Origin of the sequence: Brevibacterium ravenspurgense (assembly GCF_001584615.1) — a bacterium.
In the GTDB taxonomy this organism is placed as follows: Bacteria; Actinomycetota; Actinomycetes; order Actinomycetales; family Brevibacteriaceae; genus Brevibacterium; species Brevibacterium ravenspurgense.
In genome coordinates this window covers 183,976-202,302 of the sequence record NZ_LQQC01000002.1, presented here as the reverse complement: position 1 = coordinate 202,302, position 18,327 = coordinate 183,976, and the positions used below count along the sequence as shown (strand labels likewise).

At 61.1% G+C, this 18,327-nt stretch carries 17 protein-coding genes; 4 read left to right on the top strand and 13 right to left on the bottom strand.

Annotated elements, in window-relative coordinates; all coding sequences use genetic code 11:
• The first annotated feature begins 34 nt into the window (after positions 1-34).
• Complete coding sequence (locus tag Bravens_RS01235) at positions 35-652, top strand: class I SAM-dependent methyltransferase (RefSeq protein WP_062019579.1); 618 nt, start codon at positions 35-37, stop codon at positions 650-652.
• 61 nt (positions 653-713) lie between these two features.
• On the opposite strand, the gene dapF is transcribed toward Bravens_RS01235, so the two are convergent.
• Genes dapF through miaB form a run of 4 tightly spaced genes read right to left on the bottom strand, consistent with a single transcriptional unit; the run spans position 714 to position 4,676 of the window.
• Positions 714-1,622, bottom strand: a complete 909-nt coding sequence (dapF, locus tag Bravens_RS01230; protein ID WP_062019577.1) for a diaminopimelate epimerase — start codon at positions 1,620-1,622, stop codon at positions 714-716.
• A complete protein-coding gene (gene miaA / locus Bravens_RS01225; RefSeq protein ID WP_062019575.1) occupies positions 1,619-2,542 on the bottom strand; it encodes a tRNA (adenosine(37)-N6)-dimethylallyltransferase MiaA in 924 nt (307 codons plus the stop codon). Before miaA ends, dapF begins: the two co-directional genes overlap by 4 nt.
• Positions 2,539-3,141 (bottom strand): hypothetical protein, encoded by a 603-nt coding sequence (locus Bravens_RS01220; protein ID WP_157452672.1) that lies wholly within the window; start codon positions 3,139-3,141, stop codon positions 2,539-2,541. The genes miaA and Bravens_RS01220 overlap by 4 nt, the downstream gene beginning before the upstream one ends.
• 47 nt (positions 3,142-3,188) lie before the next feature.
• Positions 3,189-4,676 (bottom strand): tRNA (N6-isopentenyl adenosine(37)-C2)-methylthiotransferase MiaB, encoded by a 1,488-nt coding sequence (gene miaB / locus Bravens_RS01215; protein WP_062019571.1) that lies wholly within the window; start codon positions 4,674-4,676, stop codon positions 3,189-3,191.
• 86 nt (positions 4,677-4,762) lie between these two features.
• On the opposite strand from miaB, the gene Bravens_RS01210 reads away from it, so the two are divergent.
• On the top strand, positions 4,763-6,283 hold the full coding sequence (locus Bravens_RS01210; RefSeq protein ID WP_062019569.1) for a phytoene desaturase family protein: 1,521 nt from the start codon (positions 4,763-4,765) through the stop codon (positions 6,281-6,283).
• Between the two features lie 34 nt (positions 6,284-6,317).
• On the opposite strand, the gene Bravens_RS01205 is transcribed toward Bravens_RS01210, so the two are convergent.
• The 9 genes from Bravens_RS01205 to Bravens_RS01165 all read right to left on the bottom strand — a co-directional run bounded on the left by Bravens_RS01205 (position 6,318) and on the right by Bravens_RS01165 (position 14,601).
• On the bottom strand, positions 6,318-6,887 hold the full coding sequence (locus Bravens_RS01205; protein ID WP_019174898.1) for a regulatory protein RecX: 570 nt from the start codon (positions 6,885-6,887) through the stop codon (positions 6,318-6,320).
• Positions 6,880-7,956, bottom strand: coding sequence for a recombinase RecA (gene recA / locus Bravens_RS01200; RefSeq protein ID WP_061943569.1), 1,077 nt, complete (start codon positions 7,954-7,956; stop codon positions 6,880-6,882). Before recA ends, Bravens_RS01205 begins: the two co-directional genes overlap by 8 nt.
• A gap of 231 nt (positions 7,957-8,187) precedes the next feature.
• Positions 8,188-8,664 (bottom strand): PKD domain-containing protein, encoded by a 477-nt coding sequence (locus Bravens_RS01195; protein ID WP_062019566.1) that lies wholly within the window; start codon positions 8,662-8,664, stop codon positions 8,188-8,190.
• A gap of 398 nt (positions 8,665-9,062) precedes the next feature.
• Entirely contained in the window at positions 9,063-9,704 is a 642-nt protein-coding gene (locus tag Bravens_RS01190) for a hypothetical protein (protein ID WP_145990147.1), read from the bottom strand.
• A 252-nt stretch (positions 9,705-9,956) separates the two neighbouring features.
• A complete protein-coding gene (locus Bravens_RS01185; RefSeq protein ID WP_019174892.1) occupies positions 9,957-10,184 on the bottom strand; it encodes a DUF3046 domain-containing protein in 228 nt (75 codons plus the stop codon).
• Between the two features lie 10 nt (positions 10,185-10,194).
• Positions 10,195-10,509: a helix-turn-helix domain-containing protein gene (locus Bravens_RS01180; protein WP_019174891.1), complete on the bottom strand. Its 315-nt coding sequence runs from the start codon at positions 10,507-10,509 to the stop codon at positions 10,195-10,197.
• A 174-nt stretch (positions 10,510-10,683) separates the two neighbouring features.
• Positions 10,684-11,244, bottom strand: a complete 561-nt coding sequence (locus Bravens_RS01175) for a CinA family protein (RefSeq protein ID WP_062019563.1) — start codon at positions 11,242-11,244, stop codon at positions 10,684-10,686.
• A gap of 4 nt (positions 11,245-11,248) precedes the next feature.
• On the bottom strand, positions 11,249-11,857 hold the full coding sequence (gene pgsA / locus Bravens_RS01170) for a CDP-diacylglycerol--glycerol-3-phosphate 3-phosphatidyltransferase (RefSeq protein ID WP_062019561.1): 609 nt from the start codon (positions 11,855-11,857) through the stop codon (positions 11,249-11,251).
• A gap of 17 nt (positions 11,858-11,874) precedes the next feature.
• Positions 11,875-14,601 (bottom strand): FtsK/SpoIIIE family DNA translocase, encoded by a 2,727-nt coding sequence (locus Bravens_RS01165; RefSeq protein ID WP_062019609.1) that lies wholly within the window; start codon positions 14,599-14,601, stop codon positions 11,875-11,877.
• Between the two features lie 218 nt (positions 14,602-14,819).
• Between Bravens_RS01165 and Bravens_RS01160 the strand changes: the two genes are divergently transcribed.
• Positions 14,820-16,217 (top strand): uracil-xanthine permease family protein, encoded by a 1,398-nt coding sequence (locus Bravens_RS01160; RefSeq protein ID WP_062019559.1) that lies wholly within the window; start codon positions 14,820-14,822, stop codon positions 16,215-16,217.
• Between the two features lie 630 nt (positions 16,218-16,847).
• Positions 16,848-18,218 (top strand): hypothetical protein, encoded by a 1,371-nt coding sequence (locus Bravens_RS01155; protein WP_062019557.1) that lies wholly within the window; start codon positions 16,848-16,850, stop codon positions 18,216-18,218.
• Positions 18,219-18,327 lie beyond the last annotated feature (109 nt).

Here is an 18,327-nt window from a genome sequence, read left to right as displayed (position 1 = left end):
TTTTCGGTGCCGCGAGCGCGTAGGCTTGGATGCCGTGAGCGAGCACTACTTTTCTTCCGCCCCAAACGCACAGTCACGTCCGCGCCCACTTGAGGTGCGCCTGGCCGGTCACGACCTGACAGTCACAACGGACGCCGGCGTGTTCTCGCCCGGCCGCGTGGACAAGGGCACCGCGGTCCTTCTGGACCGCCTGCCCGAGGTGCCCGCCGGCAACCTGCTGGACATGGGGTGCGGCTGGGGTCCGATCGCGCTGCACGCCGGTCTCGCCGCCCGTGACGCCGGGACGGACACCCGCATCTGGGCTCTCGATGTCAACGAACGCTCACTCGAACTGACGAAGAAGAACGCCGCCGAGGCGGGGCTCAGCTCGATCCGCCCTGTCACCGCCGAACAGATCCCAGACGATGTCCGCTTCGACGCGATTTGGTCCAACCCGCCGATCCGCGTGGGCAAAGACATGCTGCACGAACTTCTTCTGACCTGGCTGCCCCGACTGACGCCCGGCGGGGAAGCACTCCTCGTTGTAGCCAAAAACCTCGGCTCAGACTCGCTGCAGAAATGGATGCAGGAGAACCTTCCGGAGGGCTTCACCATTTCCCGCGCCGCATCATCTAAGGGGTTCCGGATCCTTTCGGCTGTCGCGCCGGAGTGACGACTGCCCACGGCAGCAACTCAGACGCACGGACACCACGTCGGCCTCGCGCTGACACCTCTCAGAGAAGCGAAGTCTCTGCCGTAAGAACAGCGGGCCCGGACAGGACCGCATAGTCGTCCTCCACCTCGACGAGCACTGTCCCGCCCGGCTGGGTGACAAGCCACTCCCGAGGTGCCGCCGACCCTGCCCAGTGGCTGGCGGCCAGAGCCGCCGCGCAGGCTCCGGTGCCGCACGCGCGAGTCTCCCCGACACCTCGTTCGTAGACCCGCATACTCAGGTGCCCCGCCTTCTGCAGGCGAGGATCGGTGAGCTCGGGGGCGGGACCCTGTTCGATGACGATGAATTCAACGTTCGTGCCGTCCGGCGGTACGGGTTGGACCTCAGGTGGTTTGCGCAGGTCGAGCGCTTCGAGTTCGGCGGCTTGGGCCACAGCGACGACGGTGTGAGGATTTTCCATGTCGACACTCGCCGCGGGCCTGGGCGGGCGGAGGTTGGCCACAGCGGCAAAGGCGTCATCGGCAATGGGCTTGGGCCCGCGGGGCAGACGAACGCGATACCACGTGGCTGAGTCGGAGGCGTGAGCAGAGTCTGCAACACTGGCGAAAGGACTTGCGGTCATCTCTACCGTGACGGGGCCGACAGCCGTTCCGATCACGAGCTTCTCCCCGGTCTGCAGCCCGGTTTCGCGCAGGAAATGAGTGAAGACACGCACCCCGTTGCCGCACATTTCCGCCGGTGAGCCGTCCGCGTTGCGGTAGTCCATGTACCACTGAGCGCCAGCTTCTTCAGCGGCGCGCGCCTCAGGAGTGTCGACCGAGCCGATGCTCGCAGCGCGGATGACACCGTCGGCTCCGATTCCGGTGCGGCGGTCACAGGCTGCGGCAATCGCGTGCGGGTCGAGCCTGACGGTGTCATCGGCGTACAGCAGGAAGTCATTTTCAGTGCCGTGGCCTTTGGTGAGTTTCATGCTCTCTCCTGCTTCTCAATAATGCCCACTGCCTGTTCGAAAAGCTCTGGACTGTCGGCGTCCAGCCAGTGGATGCGCGGGTCCCGTTTGAACCAGGTTTCCTGTCGTTTGGCGAACTGACCGGTGCGGATGATGGTCTGCTGGGTGGCCTCATCGAGTGTCATGGTGCCGCGCACATAGGCGATCAGCTGCCGGTAGCCGATCGCAGCTGCCGCGGTTGTTGATTCCTCGATTCCCGCGGTGATGAGCGCGCGCACCTCGTCAACCCAGCCGTCGTCGAGCATGCGGTGAACACGTGTGCTGATTCGCTCGCGCAGGTCGGCACGGTTCATGCGCAGGCCGATCTGCACCGTCGGCATGGCGTAGGTGTATTCGGGCAGGTGGGATGTGAAGGTTTCGCCGGTCAGCGCTATGACTTCCAGGGCGCGCACGATGCGCCGGGAGTCTTCGATTTTGATCTTCGCCCCGGCTTCCGGGTCGAGTTCCGTCAGCAGTGCGTGCAGATGGCGTGTGCCGTCGAGTTCCGCGATCCGCTCCAAACGCGAGCGCAGGCTGGGATCTGTGCCCGGGAAGTTCATGACGTCGGTTGCCGCTCGCACGTAAAGACCAGACCCGCCCACCAGGATGGGCTGCACGCCGCGGGACCGCATATTTGCGATGAGTTCGCGAGCCTGCTGTTGGAATTCGCTGACGCTGGCATCTTGGGTCACGTCGAGAACATCGAGCAGGTGGTGCGGCACTCCCCTGGTTTCGGCCGGGGTGATTTTGGCTGTGCCGATGTCCATGCCGCGGTAGAACTGCATGGCGTCGGCGTTGATGATTTCGCCACCGTAGTGTTCGGCAAGGCGCACCGCGAGGTCGGATTTACCGGTTGCCGTTGCGCCGACGATGTTGATGACCGGACGGGCTGGCGCTGTCACGGAAACTCCATTCGCAGCACTGCAGTGCGGGTGCCGAGGGTTTCTGCGTCGAAGTCAACGTGAACCTCGGGTTGGCCGTGAGCGCTCAGAAGTCTCTGCAGCGACTCGGTGTTCGATGCGTAGGTGCGGGCTTCCTGTGCGGCGTGAGTCAGGGCTTGGGCTTGACCAGCTTGGATGGCCTCCATGAGTGCCCGGTCGTGTTCTGGCGCGCCTTCGACGGGGGCCAGGGGTCCATCTGGGGTCGAGGTGGCAGAGAAGTCGAAGGTGATGAGTGCGGCTTGTGCGCGGTCCAGTGGGACAGGGGTTAGCCCCGCCTCGACCGCCAGCAGTGCTGCGGAGCCGGCGCGGGCGCAGGCGTCTTGGACAGCCTGCCGGGCGGCTTCGTCAGGCAGTTCAGCGACCGCGACCTGCCACGCGTTTCCGGTGAGGAGCTGTCCCGTGCTCATGTCGACACCTCGGTCGATGCCGTAGGGCCCGAGCCCCACAAGCGGGGTGTCAGCGTCAATGCCGATTTCTGTGCTTTCGCCCGCGGCCCATGCGATCGCAGTGAGCATGGCTTGGCGCAGTGTGTCTTCCGCTGGTGTCCGGGTGCGTGTCACGCCGGTCGTGTACACCGGCGCGGCTGGGACAACGGCGGCGCGGAAGGTCATCGTGTGCGGATGGTCGGCATGCCCAGGACAGTGGGGCCGGCGGGGCCTGCTGAGCTGGAACCTGCACCGCAGCTGTCTGCCTGCGCGAGGTCCCAAGCGTCGCCGGCCGGGGATGTGCGCAGTGTGTACGGGGCGTCCGCGATGAGGAAGTAGGGCTTGGCCTCCGTCAGGGTGGTGGTGACGAAGTCACCCGGGCGCACAGGAGTGTCCGGGTCGGCTTTGACGTGCACCAGCCGGTTGTCCCGGGCGCGGCCTGAGAACCTGCCGTGTTCCTCATCGGGCAGTCCGGTCACGAGGATTTCAGCTTCCGTGCCGACCAGCGCCTGGTTCTCTTCCAGAGAGATGCGGTCCTGCAGAGCGGTCAGACGTTCGAAGCGCTCCTGGACGACGTCCTTGGGGATCTGGTTGTCCATTTCAGCCGCCGGGGTGCCCGGGCGGATGGAGTACTGGAAGGTGAAGGCCTGGGCGAAGCGAGCCTGTTCGACGATGTCCATCGTGCCCTGGAAGTCCTCTTCGGTTTCTCCGGGGAAGCCGACGATGATGTCGGTGGTGATGGCGGCGTTCGGAATGCGTTCACGCACTTTGTCGAGGATGCCCATGAACCGTTTGGTGCGGTAGGAGCGGCGCATGTCTTTAAGGACTTTGTCCGATCCGGACTGCAGGGGCATGTGCAGCTGCGGCATGACGGTGGGGGTTTCGGCCATGGCGTCGATGACATCGTCGGAGAACGCGGCCGGGTGTGGGCTGGTGAAGCGCACGCGCTCGATGCCCGGAACCTGGCCGACGGCGCGCAGCAGCTTGGCGAATGCGCCCTTGTCGCGGAATTCGGTGCCGTAGGAGTTGACGTTCTGACCCAGCAGGGTCACTTCGACAACGCCTTCGGCCGCGAGTGCTTCGACTTCGGCGAGGATGTCACCGGGACGACGGTCTTTTTCTTTGCCGCGCAGCGCCGGGACGATGCAGAAGGTGCACGTGTTGTTGCAGCCGACCGAGATCGACACCCAGCCGGAGTGGGTGGATTCGCGGCGAGTGGGCAGGGTTGAGGGGAAGACGTCGAGGCTTTCTTTGATCTCGACTTGTGCTTCCTGGTTGTGGCGGGCCCGTTCCAGCAGCACCGGCAGGGAGCCCATGTTGTGGGTGCCGAAGACCACGTCGACCCAGGGGGCGCGTTTGATGATGGTGTCGCGGTCTTTCTGCGCCATGCAGCCGCCGACGGCAATCTGCATGCCGGGGCGCTGTTCTTTGACTTCGGCCAGACGGCCGAGGTTTCCGTAGAGCCGGTTGTCGGCGTTTTCGCGTACCGCGCAGGTGTTGAAGACGACGATGTCTGCCTGTTCGCCGGCATCCGCTGGGGAGTATCCGGCGTCGTCAAGGAGCCCCGAGAGCCGTTCGGAGTCGTGCACGTTCATTTGGCACCCGTAGGTTTTGACCTCGTAGGTGCGCGGGTGTGCGGTTGCTGTGTCAGTCATCGTTGCCTCAGTCATCAGGCGTCATTCTAGCCGTTGGGCGTGTGGGTCCTGCAGTGTCGTGTGGCCGGTGGCGCTGCCGTCGCTGTGGGATACTGCACGCCATGAGCAGCGAGTGTCCTGACGTTGTTGTCATCGGTTCGGGCCCGAATGGTTTGGCGGCTGCTGTGACGGCGGCCCGCGCCGGCCTGCAGGTTGTGGTGTATGAAGCTCAGCCGACCATCGGCGGTGGGGCGCGCACTGCGGACCTGGGTTTGGCTGATGGTGTTGTGCACGATGTGTGTTCGGCTGTTCATCCGCTCGCTGTTGTTTCGCCTTTCTTTGCTGCTTTTGATCTGCCTTCCCGAGGTGTTGATCTGCTTCTGCCGGAAGCCTCCTACGCGCATCCGCTTGAGGGTGAGTCTGCCGCGGTTGCGTGGCACAGCCTGGATCGGACGGCTGCCGAATTGGGTGTTGACGGTTCTCGTTGGCGTGATCTGTTCTTGCCTTTGCTTGAAGCCCCCGATGCGGTGGTTGCACTGGGTCTGGGGTCGAAGCGCGGGGTGCCGAGTGAGGTTCTGAACGCCCGAGGTGCCGCTGCAGCCTCGAGCTTTGTTGGTTCGGTGGCCAAGGTCGCACGGACCGGAGGCTCGGGATTGTTTTCTGGTACTCGGGCTCGTGCGCTGTTGGGTGGGGTGGCCGCCCACTCCCCTGGGCAGCTTGGAACGCTGTCATCAGCGGGGGTGGGACTTATGCTCGCGATGACGGGTCACTTGGGCGGTTGGCCAATTCCACAAGGTGGTTCTCAGGCGATTGTGGATGCTCTTGTGGCGGATATTGAGGCCCATGGCGGTTCGTTTGTCACGAGTGCTCATATTTCCGATTCTTCTCAGCTTCCGCCCGCGCGGGCTTATCTGTGCGATACGACTGCAGAAGCTGCTGCAGAAATCTTTGCCGAGCATCTGCCTGCTTCGGTGAAAAGAGGCATGAACTCTTTGGGGCATGACAGCGGTGTTGCCAAGGTTGACTTCGTGCTGTCGGGCCCTGTTCCGTGGCGTGATCAGAATGTCGGGAGGGCCGGTACGGTGCACCTGGGTGGCACGTGGTCGGAAATCGCTGCATCACAGCATGCGGTCGCCCGAGGTGTGATGCCGCCGTCGCCTCTGGTTCTTGCGAGTGATCCGACGGTTGCCGATCCTTCGCGTGAGGTGGGCGGCCTGCGCCCACTGTGGACCTATGCGCATGTGCCCTTGGGGTGTTCCATTGACGTTACGGAGCACGTGGTCCGACAGGTTGAACGATTTGCTCCTGGCTTCCGCGATGTCGTTGTTGCTTCGCGTTGTGTTCCTGCGTCAAGGATGAGTGAGCACAACGCGAATTATGTAGGCGGTGACATTGCGGCTGGCAGTGTTGACGCTTACCGCCTTGTGGCCCGGCCGCGGCTGGCGTGGGATCCCTATTCTTTTGGTTTGGTCCGCACTGTCGATGGGATGACGGCCCGGGTTGCGCTGTGTTCCGCGGCTGCCGTGCCGGGCCCCGGCGTGCATGGTGTTTGCGGTTATGAGGCAATGCATACGGTCTTGCGCAAAACTTTCGGCATACACGAGCACATCAGCTTGAGTCCCGGTCTGGCAGCTGACATTTGAGTGGTTAGCCCCTGCGCACGCCCAGCCGGCGACGTCAAACTTCGTCGAGTGCTCGGCGTGTGACGTCGAGGCAGATCCCCGTGGGGAATCCGCGACGAGCGAGCATGCCGAGGATTCTGCGTTCCCGAACTTCTCTGGGAAGCCCGCGGGTGCTGTGTGCCTTTTTCATGGCGACAGAGAACGCGAGTTCGTGTTCGTCTTCCGCTTGGACGTCGTCGAGGGCTTCTGCCACGGCACCGTCAGGCAGACCCTTTTTGCGCATCTGCAGACGCAGAGCTTTTTTCGACAGGCTTCGACGCTGTCGTTGGGCGCGCACGTAGCCGTGGGCGTAGGCCCTGTCATCAAGCAGGTTCGCGTTGGTGAGTTTGTCGATCAGGGTGTCGACGACGTCTTCGGGGTGTTCTTTCTTCAGCAGTTTGTCGCGCAGTTCAGCTGAGGAATGGTCGCGGGCACTGAGGATGTTGAGTGCCCGTTTTTTGGCCCGCTTGTACTCAGGGTCGTCTGAGGGGATGCGGTAGTCGTCGCGATTCCCCGCGGCGTGTTCCGCGGAGATCGCGTCGATTTGGTCCTGCAGCTGGCGAACAGTGCCAACTGTGTCAGGCATTGGCCGGAGTCTCCTCCTGGTCTTCCGCAGCTTCTTCGGAACCGACGATGCCCAGCTTGGTCAGGATCTTCAGTTCGATTTCGTCACGCAGATCCGGGTTGTCTGCAAGGAAACGGCGCACGTTCTCCTTACCCTGGCCCAGCTGGTCGCCGTCATAGGTGAACCAGGAACCAGACTTGCGGATGATTCCGTTGTCGACACCCATGTCGATGATGCTGCCTTCGCGGGAAATTCCCTTGCCGTAGATGATGTCGAATTCGGCCTGTTTGAACGGCGGGGCGACCTTGTTCTTGACGACCTTCGCGCGGGTCTTGTTGCCGACTGCGTCCGCGCCTTCCTTGAGCGTTTCGATGCGGCGGACGTCAATGCGCACGGAAGCGTAAAACTTCAGGGCCTTACCACCGGAGGTGACTTCGGGCGAGCCGAAGAAGACGCCGACCTTTTCACGCAGCTGGTTGATGAAGATTGCGGTGGTCTTGGAGTTGGCGAGAGCACCTGTAATCTTGCGCAGCGCCTGCGACATGAGGCGGGCCTGCAGACCCACGTGGGAGTCACCCATTTCGCCTTCGATTTCAGCCTTGGGAACAAGAGCTGCAACGGAGTCGATGACGATGATGTCAAGGGCGCCGGAGCGGATGAGCATGTCCGCAATTTCGAGTGCCTGTTCACCGGTGTCAGGCTGAGACACAAGAAGGTTGTCGGTGTCGACGCCGAGCGCTTTGGCGTATACCGGGTCGAGTGCGTGTTCAGCGTCGATGAAAGCGGCGATGCCACCGGCTTTCTGCGCGCTTGCCACAGCGTGGAGAGCGACGGTGGTCTTACCGGATGATTCCGGCCCGTAGATTTCGATGACGCGGCCGCGCGGGAGACCGCCGACGCCGAGCGCTACGTCAAGAGCAAGCGAGCCGGTGGGAATCGCTTCGATGGGCGGACGCTGGTCGTCACCCAAGCGCATAACGGCACCCTTGCCGTACTGACGGTCGATCTGCCCCAGAGCCGAGTCGAGAGCTTTGGCCTTCTGTTCCGCTGCCCGCTCTTCAGCGGTGCGGGATGCTGGCTTTTCTGCCATGGGTCCTCCTCATTTGACGTTGTGCTCTGACTGTAGACCGAGGCACTGACATAGAAAATGCCGAACCGAAAGCTGTGGATAACTTTTTCGACGGCATGACAACAATACATCGACCCGAACACGTGTTCTATATTGCTCTTCGGCGTGTCTGAACGACGCATCACCGGGAAACATCGCAGAAGTCCCGCAAAAAGCAGGGGCGCACCGCAGGCGCAGTTGTTTGCGCGAGCCTCAGCGGTTAGCGCGGTTTTCATCAAGACAGTTCTGCTGCTTGCAGTGCTCGCCGACCACGTACTTTTCGTACCGGTAGATCGTCACATCACGAGGCGGGCTCGTCTTTTCGGCTGTTCCTTCAATGTCCGTCCACGGGCCATTGCCCACACGGAACCTGCCCTCATACTTCACAGTGACAGTCACTTTGACGTGCTCAGCTTTGCTGTACACGTGATAGAAACCAGCGCGCTCCAAACTCACCGGCTTACGCCACGGCGAATGCGTCCACTTGACTGTTCCATCACCAAAATCCCACCGCCACGAAACAGGGACTGCTTCAACCGTCACTTCCTGGCCCAACATGGTCAGCGTCTTCGTCTGCGTGGTGTCATCCGTCCAAAACGCTGTGCGCTTGCCGGCAACACCCCAACCATCCGGCCATACATGAACCTCCGCGGCAGACAGAGGGACCGACTGGAAATCCCGCTGCGTCACAACAGGAACAGCCGGTTCGGCAGGCTCACCTTGAACAGGTGCTCGCCCACCCGATGGCTTCCCGGGTTGAGACGGCTGGCGCGGCTGGTCATACCGAACCCAGCACTGACCACCATCAACACTGATCACGCGCCCACCACACCGGTTATGCCACCGCACAGGAGGCGGAGACGGCTTCCGCGGACCCGACTTACCCGCCTTTGGCTTGCCGGGACGCTGCTTCGAAGGCCCAGAACCGGGCTTGGACGGGGCAGGCTTATGAGGCGCCGTACCTTTTTCCGTAACCTCGTTGGAGCAATTGATTCCATCCGAGAACGCCGCACACGACGCAGTGTAGGCAGGTGTAGCGATCAACAGGTGCGCTGTCAGGATCAAAAGACTGACTGCAGCGGCAGAAGTTAGGCGCATTTTTTCTGCACGTTTCCGATCTCAACAACGAGCCAATCATCTCCGCGTTTCTCCAGGAAGTACCCAGAAACCGAGTTGAAATCTTGCTTCTTCCCGCGCACACGGTCAGAGTTCTCAGTTTCCCACTCGCTGTAATGCATGCACGCCGTAACAAACACTTTGGGGACAGTCGAGTCCAGGTCGCCTACTGTCACATCCGACGCAACCAAATCGTTCTTCGCGAGAAAACCGTCAGCTTCAGCCTGTTTACGCCCTTGCTCCTGCACTTCCAACAGGTCATCGCCAACCATGCTGTTGTACTTCTCCCAGTAAACTCCGCCGTCTCGGAATGCTCTATTGCCAGCAGCCATGTACTCAGCGAAAAAGACAACTGCCTCGTCGGCCAGCTGTTTGTCATCGTCAGAAAGCTCAAGCCCTTCTTCAACCGTGTATTCCGGAATCTTCGGGGTTGGGTCTTCAGGTTCAGCAAACGGCGAACCAGAAGCAGTCCCGTCCACGCCTTCAGCCTCGGCACTCCCACTGGAACAGCCAGAAAGGACCAAGCACCCGACACACACCGCGGCCGCCAAACGTCGCACCTTGCGCACATGCGAGTTGCCAACCAGAGACTGCAAAGGCAGAGAAAGCATCATTGATTCCTGTTCGCCACATCTTCGTGTTCTGCTTTCCAGGCTATTGATTGGACAACCGCCTGACCAGACCCATTGCAAATCTGTGGACAAAATCCGTCCGGCGCGAAGAAACTGCAGGTCCGCGGCACACCTGGCACACAAGGCCAGCGAGCTTGGTCTTCGTAGAAATGCAGAAGCGCCGGGCACACAGCCCGGCGCTCAATGCGCTTTTACAGCGGTGAACACGTCACCTGAAAACGAGACCTGCCGTTATCAGAACGGCGTCGACAGTGGTTTGTCTTTACCCAAACGACGCTCAAAAGGAACCCCAGCGCTTTCGCAGATGGCTTCCCAGATTTCGCGCGGCTCGTAACCAGCGTCAAAGGCTTCAGCTGGTGTGCGGGAACCAAGCGAACTCAGTGCGAGATCGGTGTGCAGCGAACGAGCGCGCATTGAACCGAACTCATCTTCCATGAGCTCCCAGTAGACGGTGTGCTGCATCAGCTGATAATCAGCGCTGCGGCGCCAGGGCGTCCCCGCCCAGGTAGCTTTCAGACATTTCAGCCGGCACGGTGTCCGGAATTTCGACACCTTCGGCCAGAGCGATGCGATCGCTGACTTCCCGCAGAACAACTGACAGCGGAACATCAAGAGCAGAGCAAATGGATGCCAGAAGCTCCGACGATGCTTCTTTCTGACCGCGTTCGATTTCGCTGAGGTAGCCGAGTGAAACGCGCGCACCCGTCGAAACATCGCGCAGAGTGCGGTTCTGACGGCGGCGCGCCGAGCGCAGAGTGTCGCCGATTTCCGTACGGACGAGAGTCATAGGTGGCCTCCCTCTAGGCGACTCGTAAAAATCTGTTCGTTCATCATCTATCACCAACCACGGCCGGTGAAGATTTGTTCCCCAAGCCTACAGGCAGGCCCTGACTCAAGCACTGATGATCCATTCAGGTTTCAGCGCGCTCGTGCCCAAAAGCACCCACAGACCACGCACTGCTCATTTCACGGCCGCGGCCAGAAGCTCCAAACAGGCATCGACAACCTGACTGCGAATCTGCGCTCGGCTGCCCGAAAAGTCGAACCGCTCAACTCGCCCGCACCCTTCGCCGTCGCCACGACCAGCAGAACCATCGCCGGCAGAACCACCGCCGGCTTCCCACAGCCCGATGTACACCCGGCCGACGGGTTTGCCGTCCTGCGGCTCGGGCCCCGCAACCCCAGTACAGGACACCCCGAAGTCAGCACCGCAGACTTCAGCGGCACCTCGTGCCATCTGCAGAGCGACATCCGGATCAACCGCACCCCGCTCGCTCAGGAGATCAGCATCGACCCCGGCCAAGCTGTGCTTAAGTCCGGTCGCGTAGGTGACCAGTCCCCCACGCAGAACTGCCGAGGCACCCGGCACGTCTGCCAGCGAAGCGGCCAGAAGACCTGCCGTCAGGGATTCGCAGGTGGCAACCGTCAGGCCGCGCTGGGTCGCTGCGGCAATGACTTCGCGGGCAGCCGGCCGCGGCTCACCAGCCGCACCAACCTTCTCAACGCCACCAGCAGCACCCACAGTCTCAGCCTGCCTGTTTCAATGCCCGGCTGACATCAACCACGTACTGCATGCCCGACCACAGGGTCTGGACGATCGCGGCAACGAGGATCACCCACGCCACAACCAGCAGTCCCACGGTCAGTCCGGAAATGCCCAGGTGTCCAACCGGAACCACCAGGAGCAGCAGTCCCACGGCCACAGTCTGCAGAACAGTCTTGATCTTGCCGCCCTTCGAAGCCGGCAGAACGATCTTCTTGACCACGATCAGACGCATCACGGTAATGCCGTATTCACGCACAAGAATGATGACCGGCACCCACCACGGCAGGCCGCCGGGCCCGCCAATAATCGCCAGACCGATGAACGCCGCGGACATGAGCGCTTTGTCGGCAATCGGGTCGGCAATTTTGCCGAAGTCGGTGATCAGCCCGTATTTGCGGGCCACCGTACCGTCAATCCAGTCGGTGATCATCGCCAGGCAGAAGATGCCGAACGCCCACAGTCTGAGGACCGGGTCCTGCCCGCCCTGGACCAGCAGAAGCCACAGGAACAGCGGAACCATGAGGATCCGCAGGACCGTCAAAGCGTTGGGCACATTCCATGAACTGGGTGCCTGTTTCGAAGTTTCCATCATGCTCACTGTATCGCTCAGCGGCCGGTGAGATCCCAAGCGTCCTCGCCGCCGGCTTCCACGACCTCGAGCCCGGTTTCGGCGTCGTAAGTCCGCCCGCTGTCATCCGTGTAGTCGGAATGGCTGAGCGGGTCTGACGAGGTGGAGCTCACCTGGCTCCCTCCTACCCCACCGGGGTTGGTGTCGGCTGGGGCGGCAGGTGCGGTGTCTGCGGGTGCTGATTCTTCTGCCGGTGGAGTTTCACCCTTGATGTAGGCGAGTGTGGCCGGGAGGTCTTCCGGTTTGACCAGCACGTCGCGAGCCTTCGAACCTTCGGACGGCCCGACGATTCCGCGGGACTCCATGAGGTCCATCAGCCGTCCCGCGCGGGCGAAGCCCACGCGCAGTTTGCGCTGCAGCATCGAGGTGGAACCGAACTGGGTTGTGACGACGAGTTCGACGGCCTGCAGCAGGTCGTCCATGTCGTCGCCGATCTCTTCGTCGATCTGCTTCTGCGGGGCAGCCTGCTGGACGTCTTCACGGTAGTTCGGCGACAGCTGGCCCTTGACGTGTTCAACGACCTTTTCGATTTCGGATTCGTTGATCCACGCACCCTGCACGCGCATGGGGCGGGAGGCGCCCATCGGCAGGAACAGAGCGTCACCCTGGCCGATGAGCTTTTCAGCACCCGGCTGATCGAGGACCACGCGGGAGTCTGCCAGCGACGAGGTTGCAAACGCCAGGCGGGAGGGCACGTTCGCCTTGATAAGACCGGTGACAACATCAACCGACGGACGCTGGGTGGCCAGCACCAGGTGAATGCCGGCAGCACGGGCAAGCTGGGTGATGCGCTGAATGGAGGCTTCGACGTCACGCGGGGCGACCATCATGAGGTCGGCGAGCTCATCGACAACCACCAGCAGGTACGGGTAGGGCTGAAGCGTGCGCTCCGAGCCGGCAGGCGGCGAGATGCGTCCTTCGCGGACGGCCTTGTTGAATTCGCGCACGTGCTTGAAGCCGAAGTGTGCGAGGTCGTCGTAGCGGGCGTCCATTTCCTTCACCACCCACTCGAGGGCTTCTGCAGCCTTCTTCGGGTTGGTGATGATGGGGGTGATGAGGTGCGGGATGCCGTCGTAGATCGTCAGCTCCACGCGCTTGGGGTCGACGAGGATCATGCGCACGTCATCCGGGGTTGCCCGCATCATGATCGAGGTGATCATGGAGTTGATGAAGCTCGACTTACCGGAGCCGGTGGCACCGGCCACGAGCATGTGCGGCATCTTCGACAGATCGGCAACAACGAAGCCGCCTTCGACGTCCTTGCCCACACCGACGACCATCGGGTGTTCTGTCTGGCGGGCCGCTCCGGAGCGCAGAACATCGCCGAGCACGACCGTTTCGCGGTCGCTGTTGGGGATTTCGATGCCGATTGCGGACTTGCCGGGGATCGGCGACAGGATCCGCACTTCAGCACTGGCCACCGCGTAGGCGATGTTCTTCGACAGGTTGGTGATCTTTTCGACCTTGGTGCCCGGACCCAGCTCAACTTCGTAGCGGGTAACCGTCGGACCGCGGCTGAAGCCGGTCACTTCGGCATTGATCTTGAACTCTGCGAAGACATCGCGCAGCGCTGCGACAACACGGTCGTTGGCTTCCGAACGCTCCTTGGCCGGAGGACCAGCTGAGAGCAGATCAGTGCTGGGCAGCGTGTAGGTGACATCGCCGTCAAGTGACAGCTGGGTGACACGTTCGGGAAGCTCACCCGTGGGCTGCGGGGCCGGTGTGGACACCGCGGGAACAACGTCTGCCTTCTTGGCAGCACCGGCCCCCGCATCCTCGTCAGAGGCAGCGTTCGCGCCATCATCCATGCCGAGGCTCTTCTTGAGCTCGGCACGTTCCTTTTCGGCCTTTGTCTGGCGGCGCTGGCCGGGCTTCGGCGCATCGACGTCGAAGACTTCCGTTTCGGCGTCTTCAGCGACAGGTGCGGCAGAAGCACTCGATGCGGGCATGACGGTGGTCTGCTGCTGCGAGGGCGGAGTCTCGGACTCTTCGATGACAGCCTTGTCATAGGCCCGTGACTTCTCGGCATCAGCGTCGTCCTGCTTCTTCCAGCCGCGGCGTTTTGCGCCCATCGGCTTGAGCGTGGACGTGCGACGGTCTTCGGCGACAAGGTCAACACTGCCTTCGTCACCATCCTCAGACCGCTGCGAACGTCCACCGGTCAGACGGTCGTAGGCGCCCATGAGGCGCGACGGGATCTCCTGCACCGGGGTTGCCGTGATGACGAGCACCGAGAACAGCCCCAGCAGGATCAGCAGCGGAACCGCAACGTATTCGGTGACAGCAGCCACGAGGGGCGTCGCCAAGAGGAAGCCGATGGCACCTCCCCCGTTGGCCATCGCCTCGTGCGAATTGGCGAACGTGGGCACCCCGGCATAGATGTGTGCAAGACCGGCAGCGGCGGCGACGAAGCCGATGAGGCCGAAAAGAATGCGGTTGTTGCCGCGGGTGTCAGCACCGCGCATGAACAGGCGCACGGCGTAGCCCACGAAGATGATCGGCAGGGCCAGCGCAACACGGCCCGCGGTGCCTTCGACGACAGCGCGCACTGCACCGCCGATGGCTCCGGGGATGTTCCACCATTCGAATGCGGCGACGACGAGGGCTAAGCCGATGAGGAAGAAGCCGGTGCCGTCACGGCGGGTTGGCGATGGGTCGTCGTGGGGTTCTTCTGAGAACACCTTGCGGGTTCGATCGCCTGCCATGCGGGAAACTCCCATCCATGCCCCGGTCACCGGGTTTGCTTTCTTGGGCCCCGCTTCGGGTTCGGCAGGTGCACTGCTCGCGCGCTTCTTGCGCTTACCAGCAGCGGGGGAAGTCGTACTGGTCGCCATGGAACCATAGTAGGCCCGCAGGCGGCCCAGGCCGCGTATTCTGTGGTCTGCGGCGTGTAGCACGCCCACCTGTCAACACGAGGAGAACCATGAATCGCATCTGGTCGCTGCACGGCAATGGCAAGTCTGTTTCCCCGGGCGAGGTGGTGCTCCCCAGGGAGCGTCTGACCTGGGGGCGGACGTTCGGGATCGGAGCCCAGCACGTTGTCGCGATGTTCGGTGCGACGTTCCTTGTGCCGCTTCTCACAGGTTTTCCTCCGTCGACGACGCTGTTCTTCACTGCGATCGGCACACTGCTGTTCCTGCTGATCACCCTGGGCAAGATGCCGTCGTATCTCGGTTCGTCTTTTGCGCTGCTGGCACCGATCGGGGCGATCACCGGTTTTGATCCGGAGTCCGGGCTGGGTGTTGATCCCGAGCGGATGGCTCTTGCTCAGGGTGGAATCATCACGACGGGTGTTGCACTGCTGGTGATCGGCGTGATCGTGCACTTTGCCGGTGTGCGCTGGATCGAGGTGACGATGCCGCCGGTGGTCACTGGTGCGATTGTGGCGCTCATCGGCTTCAACCTGGCACCTGCCGCGTGGAACTGGGTGAAGCTCGCACCCGTCACAGCCATGGTGACGATAGGGGCGATTCTGTTCATCACGGTGTTCTTCCGCGGCATCATCGGCAGGCTTTCGATCCTATTCGGTGTGGCGGCCGGCTACATCACCGCAGTCATCCGAGGCGAAGTGGACTTCTCTGCCATCGGCGAGGCTTCATGGGTGGGCCTGCCCGCCTTCCACGCACCGGCTTTTGACGCCTCGCACCTGGGTCTGTTCATTCCTGTGGTGTTCGTTCTGGTGGCGGAGAACATCGGCCACGTGAAGTCCGTGTCCGCTATGACCGGCCAGAACCTCGATCCCATTACGGGACGCGCTCTCATTGCCGATGGTCTTTCAACTGCTCTGGCCGGTTCCGGCGGCGGTTCCGGTACGACGACGTACGCCGAAAACATCGGCGTTATGGCTGCAACTCGCGTGTATTCAACGGCGGCCTACATGTTTGCCGCCCTGTGTGCGCTGGCACTGTCGATGACGCCGAAGTTCGGTGCGGCCATTGCCACCATCCCGCCGGGCGTTCTCGGCGGTGCCGCCACTGTTCTCTACGGCATGATCGGCATGCTCGGCATCCGCATTTGGGTGCAGAACCGCGTGGACTTCTCTGATCCGGTAAACCTCAACACGGCAGCGGTTGCCATGATCACCGCAATCGCCAACTACACGTGGGCTCCGGCGGGCATGCGCTTTGAGGGCATCGCGATCGGCACTGCGTGCGCTATCGGCATCTACCACCTCATGCGGACCATTGCGAAGATCCGGGGCACGAGCCACGAATCCGCAAGCCCCGCCTCGGCCCCGGCTGGCAAAGAGGCCGGAATCAATGTGCCCCGTACCAAGGGGCACCAAGACTGGCCAGACAGACCCGCAGGCAAAACCAGCTAAGAGTCCGCGACGCTATCGTGGTCATACGACCAACGTGAAGCCGGCAATAAATGAACACTAAGGGTACGGCTGTGAACTTCCACCGAATTGCACTGTCTGTCAGCAGACTTACATCCGGACTGGTGTGGTTCTGCATGTACACCGGAATCCCCGTCAACCGTTACAGGGATCTTGGAAACTATCTCGGCTACATAGGCGTGACTTTCTTTCCCGCTTTGGGCGCGACCGACACATCGACCGCTGCGCGTTCCATGCGCCCCGGCTGGTCCATGCTCCTGTCGCTTACGAAATGTTCCTAGTCACCGGCCTCGTAATGGCGACGATTGACTCTGGTTTCTGGGTTTGCGGTTTAGCGTAGCTTCTATAAATCTTTACTATTTCGACCTGCCTATGCTGACAGCTGCCCTTCTAATCTTTGAACTGGCAACCCTTACAAGATGACTGTACGCCAAAGTCCGCGGCAGGGTCTTGTCAAAAGCACTCAGACCTACCGCAGCCGCAGTTGCACAGGGGACATTGCCCCGAGCAAATGCCAACACAGACAGCAACCGAGGCTTATCGGCACTGTTTACACGACTCGAGCGACCTGATAGCTTAAAATAGAATTATCGAACGCCGAAGAAGGACACAATGAGGTACTCCCATTTTGGCATTGCACCCCTTACGATCGCGCTCTCTCTTGCGTTTCCTACTGCGACTGCAATTGCTGTAGAACCGGACAGCAATGTTGAATCGAGAGGTATCACTCACACTGCGGACACGGCCCTCCCACGGGCAGGAAAAGGACAGCTTTGGGAAACCGGGCCTGCGGTCAGCCTGGCCGAACTCAATGCACCTCGACCTGCAGGAAGTGTAGATGTTAACGACCAGCCAGAAGCCCACCGCAACCGGTCGGAAACACGGAATAAGCCCGGCAATGCCGAATACGACCCACTCAATCGACTGATACTGAAAACTGACGCCGACGGCACTATAGTTGAGAGGTACTTGGTCTCGCCCAAACAGGAGAACGTTCAAGGCAACCCATCCGGCGAACAGTTTATGTGGAGCGCCGGCAGTCATGAAGCCGTATTCGACTGGCCCAACATTGACAACCGACCACAGTGGACCGCCTACCGCAACGGTAAGAAAGCTGCCACAACGCGGGAGAGCCAATACATTGACGAAACTATCGATCGGTCGAAGCCCAACGTCTACACCTTTATTTCTGACACAGTGGAAAAAGATGGCGAACAGACGCAGCACATCTACGGTGTAACGATACCGCCAGCGAATGATGCGTCTATTGGCCTGAACATCAACAATCCCGAAGTGCGTTCCGCCCAACACAACACCGATGTTTTCGAGCCACGGACCTCCTCGGAGAAGTCAGCTGACGGATCGGCCCAGCTTCTATACTCAACCTTCATTCCGGAAAAATCAGTCGAGAAACCACTAGTCTGCGGCGGAGACTTCGATTCCTACGCTGGAGACAACAGGCCATTCCGAACGCGAGATGTGGGACTAGGCTACGCATCCTCCCGTGGAGAAAACCACGGCAACGTGACTGTAATTAACGGCAAAACCCACACGGACTACATCGACCATAAAGTAGGCGAAACACAGGCAATAAAAGACGGAAAAATCGTAGAGCGTAAGACAGCGGACAAGTCTGGTCTTAACACCACGGTCTCTGGATCCACCATTGCAGTGGTGAGATTCACTCAGAACATCGCCAACCCACTATGTAATCAAGCGCCAGCAATAAATGTAGATGTCACCGCTTCATACGATCCTGGCGGTCGAATGCGCGTTACCGGCAAACATGATGGCGCTCCTAATCACGAACTTGTTTATCAAACTACAAGCTCCAAAGGCCGTAGCAGCGGATGCGCCTACCGATACGAGTACGACAGCTTTTTGGGCCTTTTTCCGCCAATGGGCGTTAACGTGGAGCTCGATGTGTCTGTCAACACCGGTAGCCACTGGCCCATGGACTGTGCTATTCATAAGAATAGCTAGCGAAGAACAGTAACATCCAGAAATAAGTGAACACTAAGGGTACGGCTTTGAGCTTCCACCGAATTGCGATTGCAGTGGGCATCTTGATCAGTGCCACAGCCTGCTTTTG

Coding starts and splice junctions, on each gene's coding strand:
- dapF (WP_062019577.1), bottom strand. CDS start 1,622: ATGAAACTCACCAAAGGCCACGGCACTGAAAATGACTTCCTGCTGTAC.
- miaB (WP_062019571.1), bottom strand. CDS start 4,676: ATGACTGAGGCAACGATGACTGACACAGCAACCGCACACCCGCGCACC.
- Bravens_RS01210 (WP_062019569.1), top strand. CDS start 4,763: ATGAGCAGCGAGTGTCCTGACGTTGTTGTCATCGGTTCGGGCCCGAAT.
- Bravens_RS01205 (WP_019174898.1), bottom strand. CDS start 6,887: ATGCCTGACACAGTTGGCACTGTTCGCCAGCTGCAGGACCAAATCGAC.
- recA (WP_061943569.1), bottom strand. CDS start 7,956: ATGGCAGAAAAGCCAGCATCCCGCACCGCTGAAGAGCGGGCAGCGGAA.
- Bravens_RS01190 (WP_145990147.1), bottom strand. CDS start 9,704: ATGATGCTTTCTCTGCCTTTGCAGTCTCTGGTTGGCAACTCGCATGTG.
- Bravens_RS01185 (WP_019174892.1), bottom strand. CDS start 10,184: ATGCAGCACACCGTCTACTGGGAGCTCATGGAAGATGAGTTCGGTTCA.
- Bravens_RS01180 (WP_019174891.1), bottom strand. CDS start 10,509: ATGACTCTCGTCCGTACGGAAATCGGCGACACTCTGCGCTCGGCGCGC.
- pgsA (WP_062019561.1), bottom strand. CDS start 11,857: ATGGAAACTTCGAAACAGGCACCCAGTTCATGGAATGTGCCCAACGCT.
- Bravens_RS01165 (WP_062019609.1), bottom strand. CDS start 14,601: ATGGCAGGCGATCGAACCCGCAAGGTGTTCTCAGAAGAACCCCACGAC.
- Bravens_RS01160 (WP_062019559.1), top strand. CDS start 14,820: ATGAATCGCATCTGGTCGCTGCACGGCAATGGCAAGTCTGTTTCCCCG.
- Bravens_RS01155 (WP_062019557.1), top strand. CDS start 16,848: ATGAGGTACTCCCATTTTGGCATTGCACCCCTTACGATCGCGCTCTCT.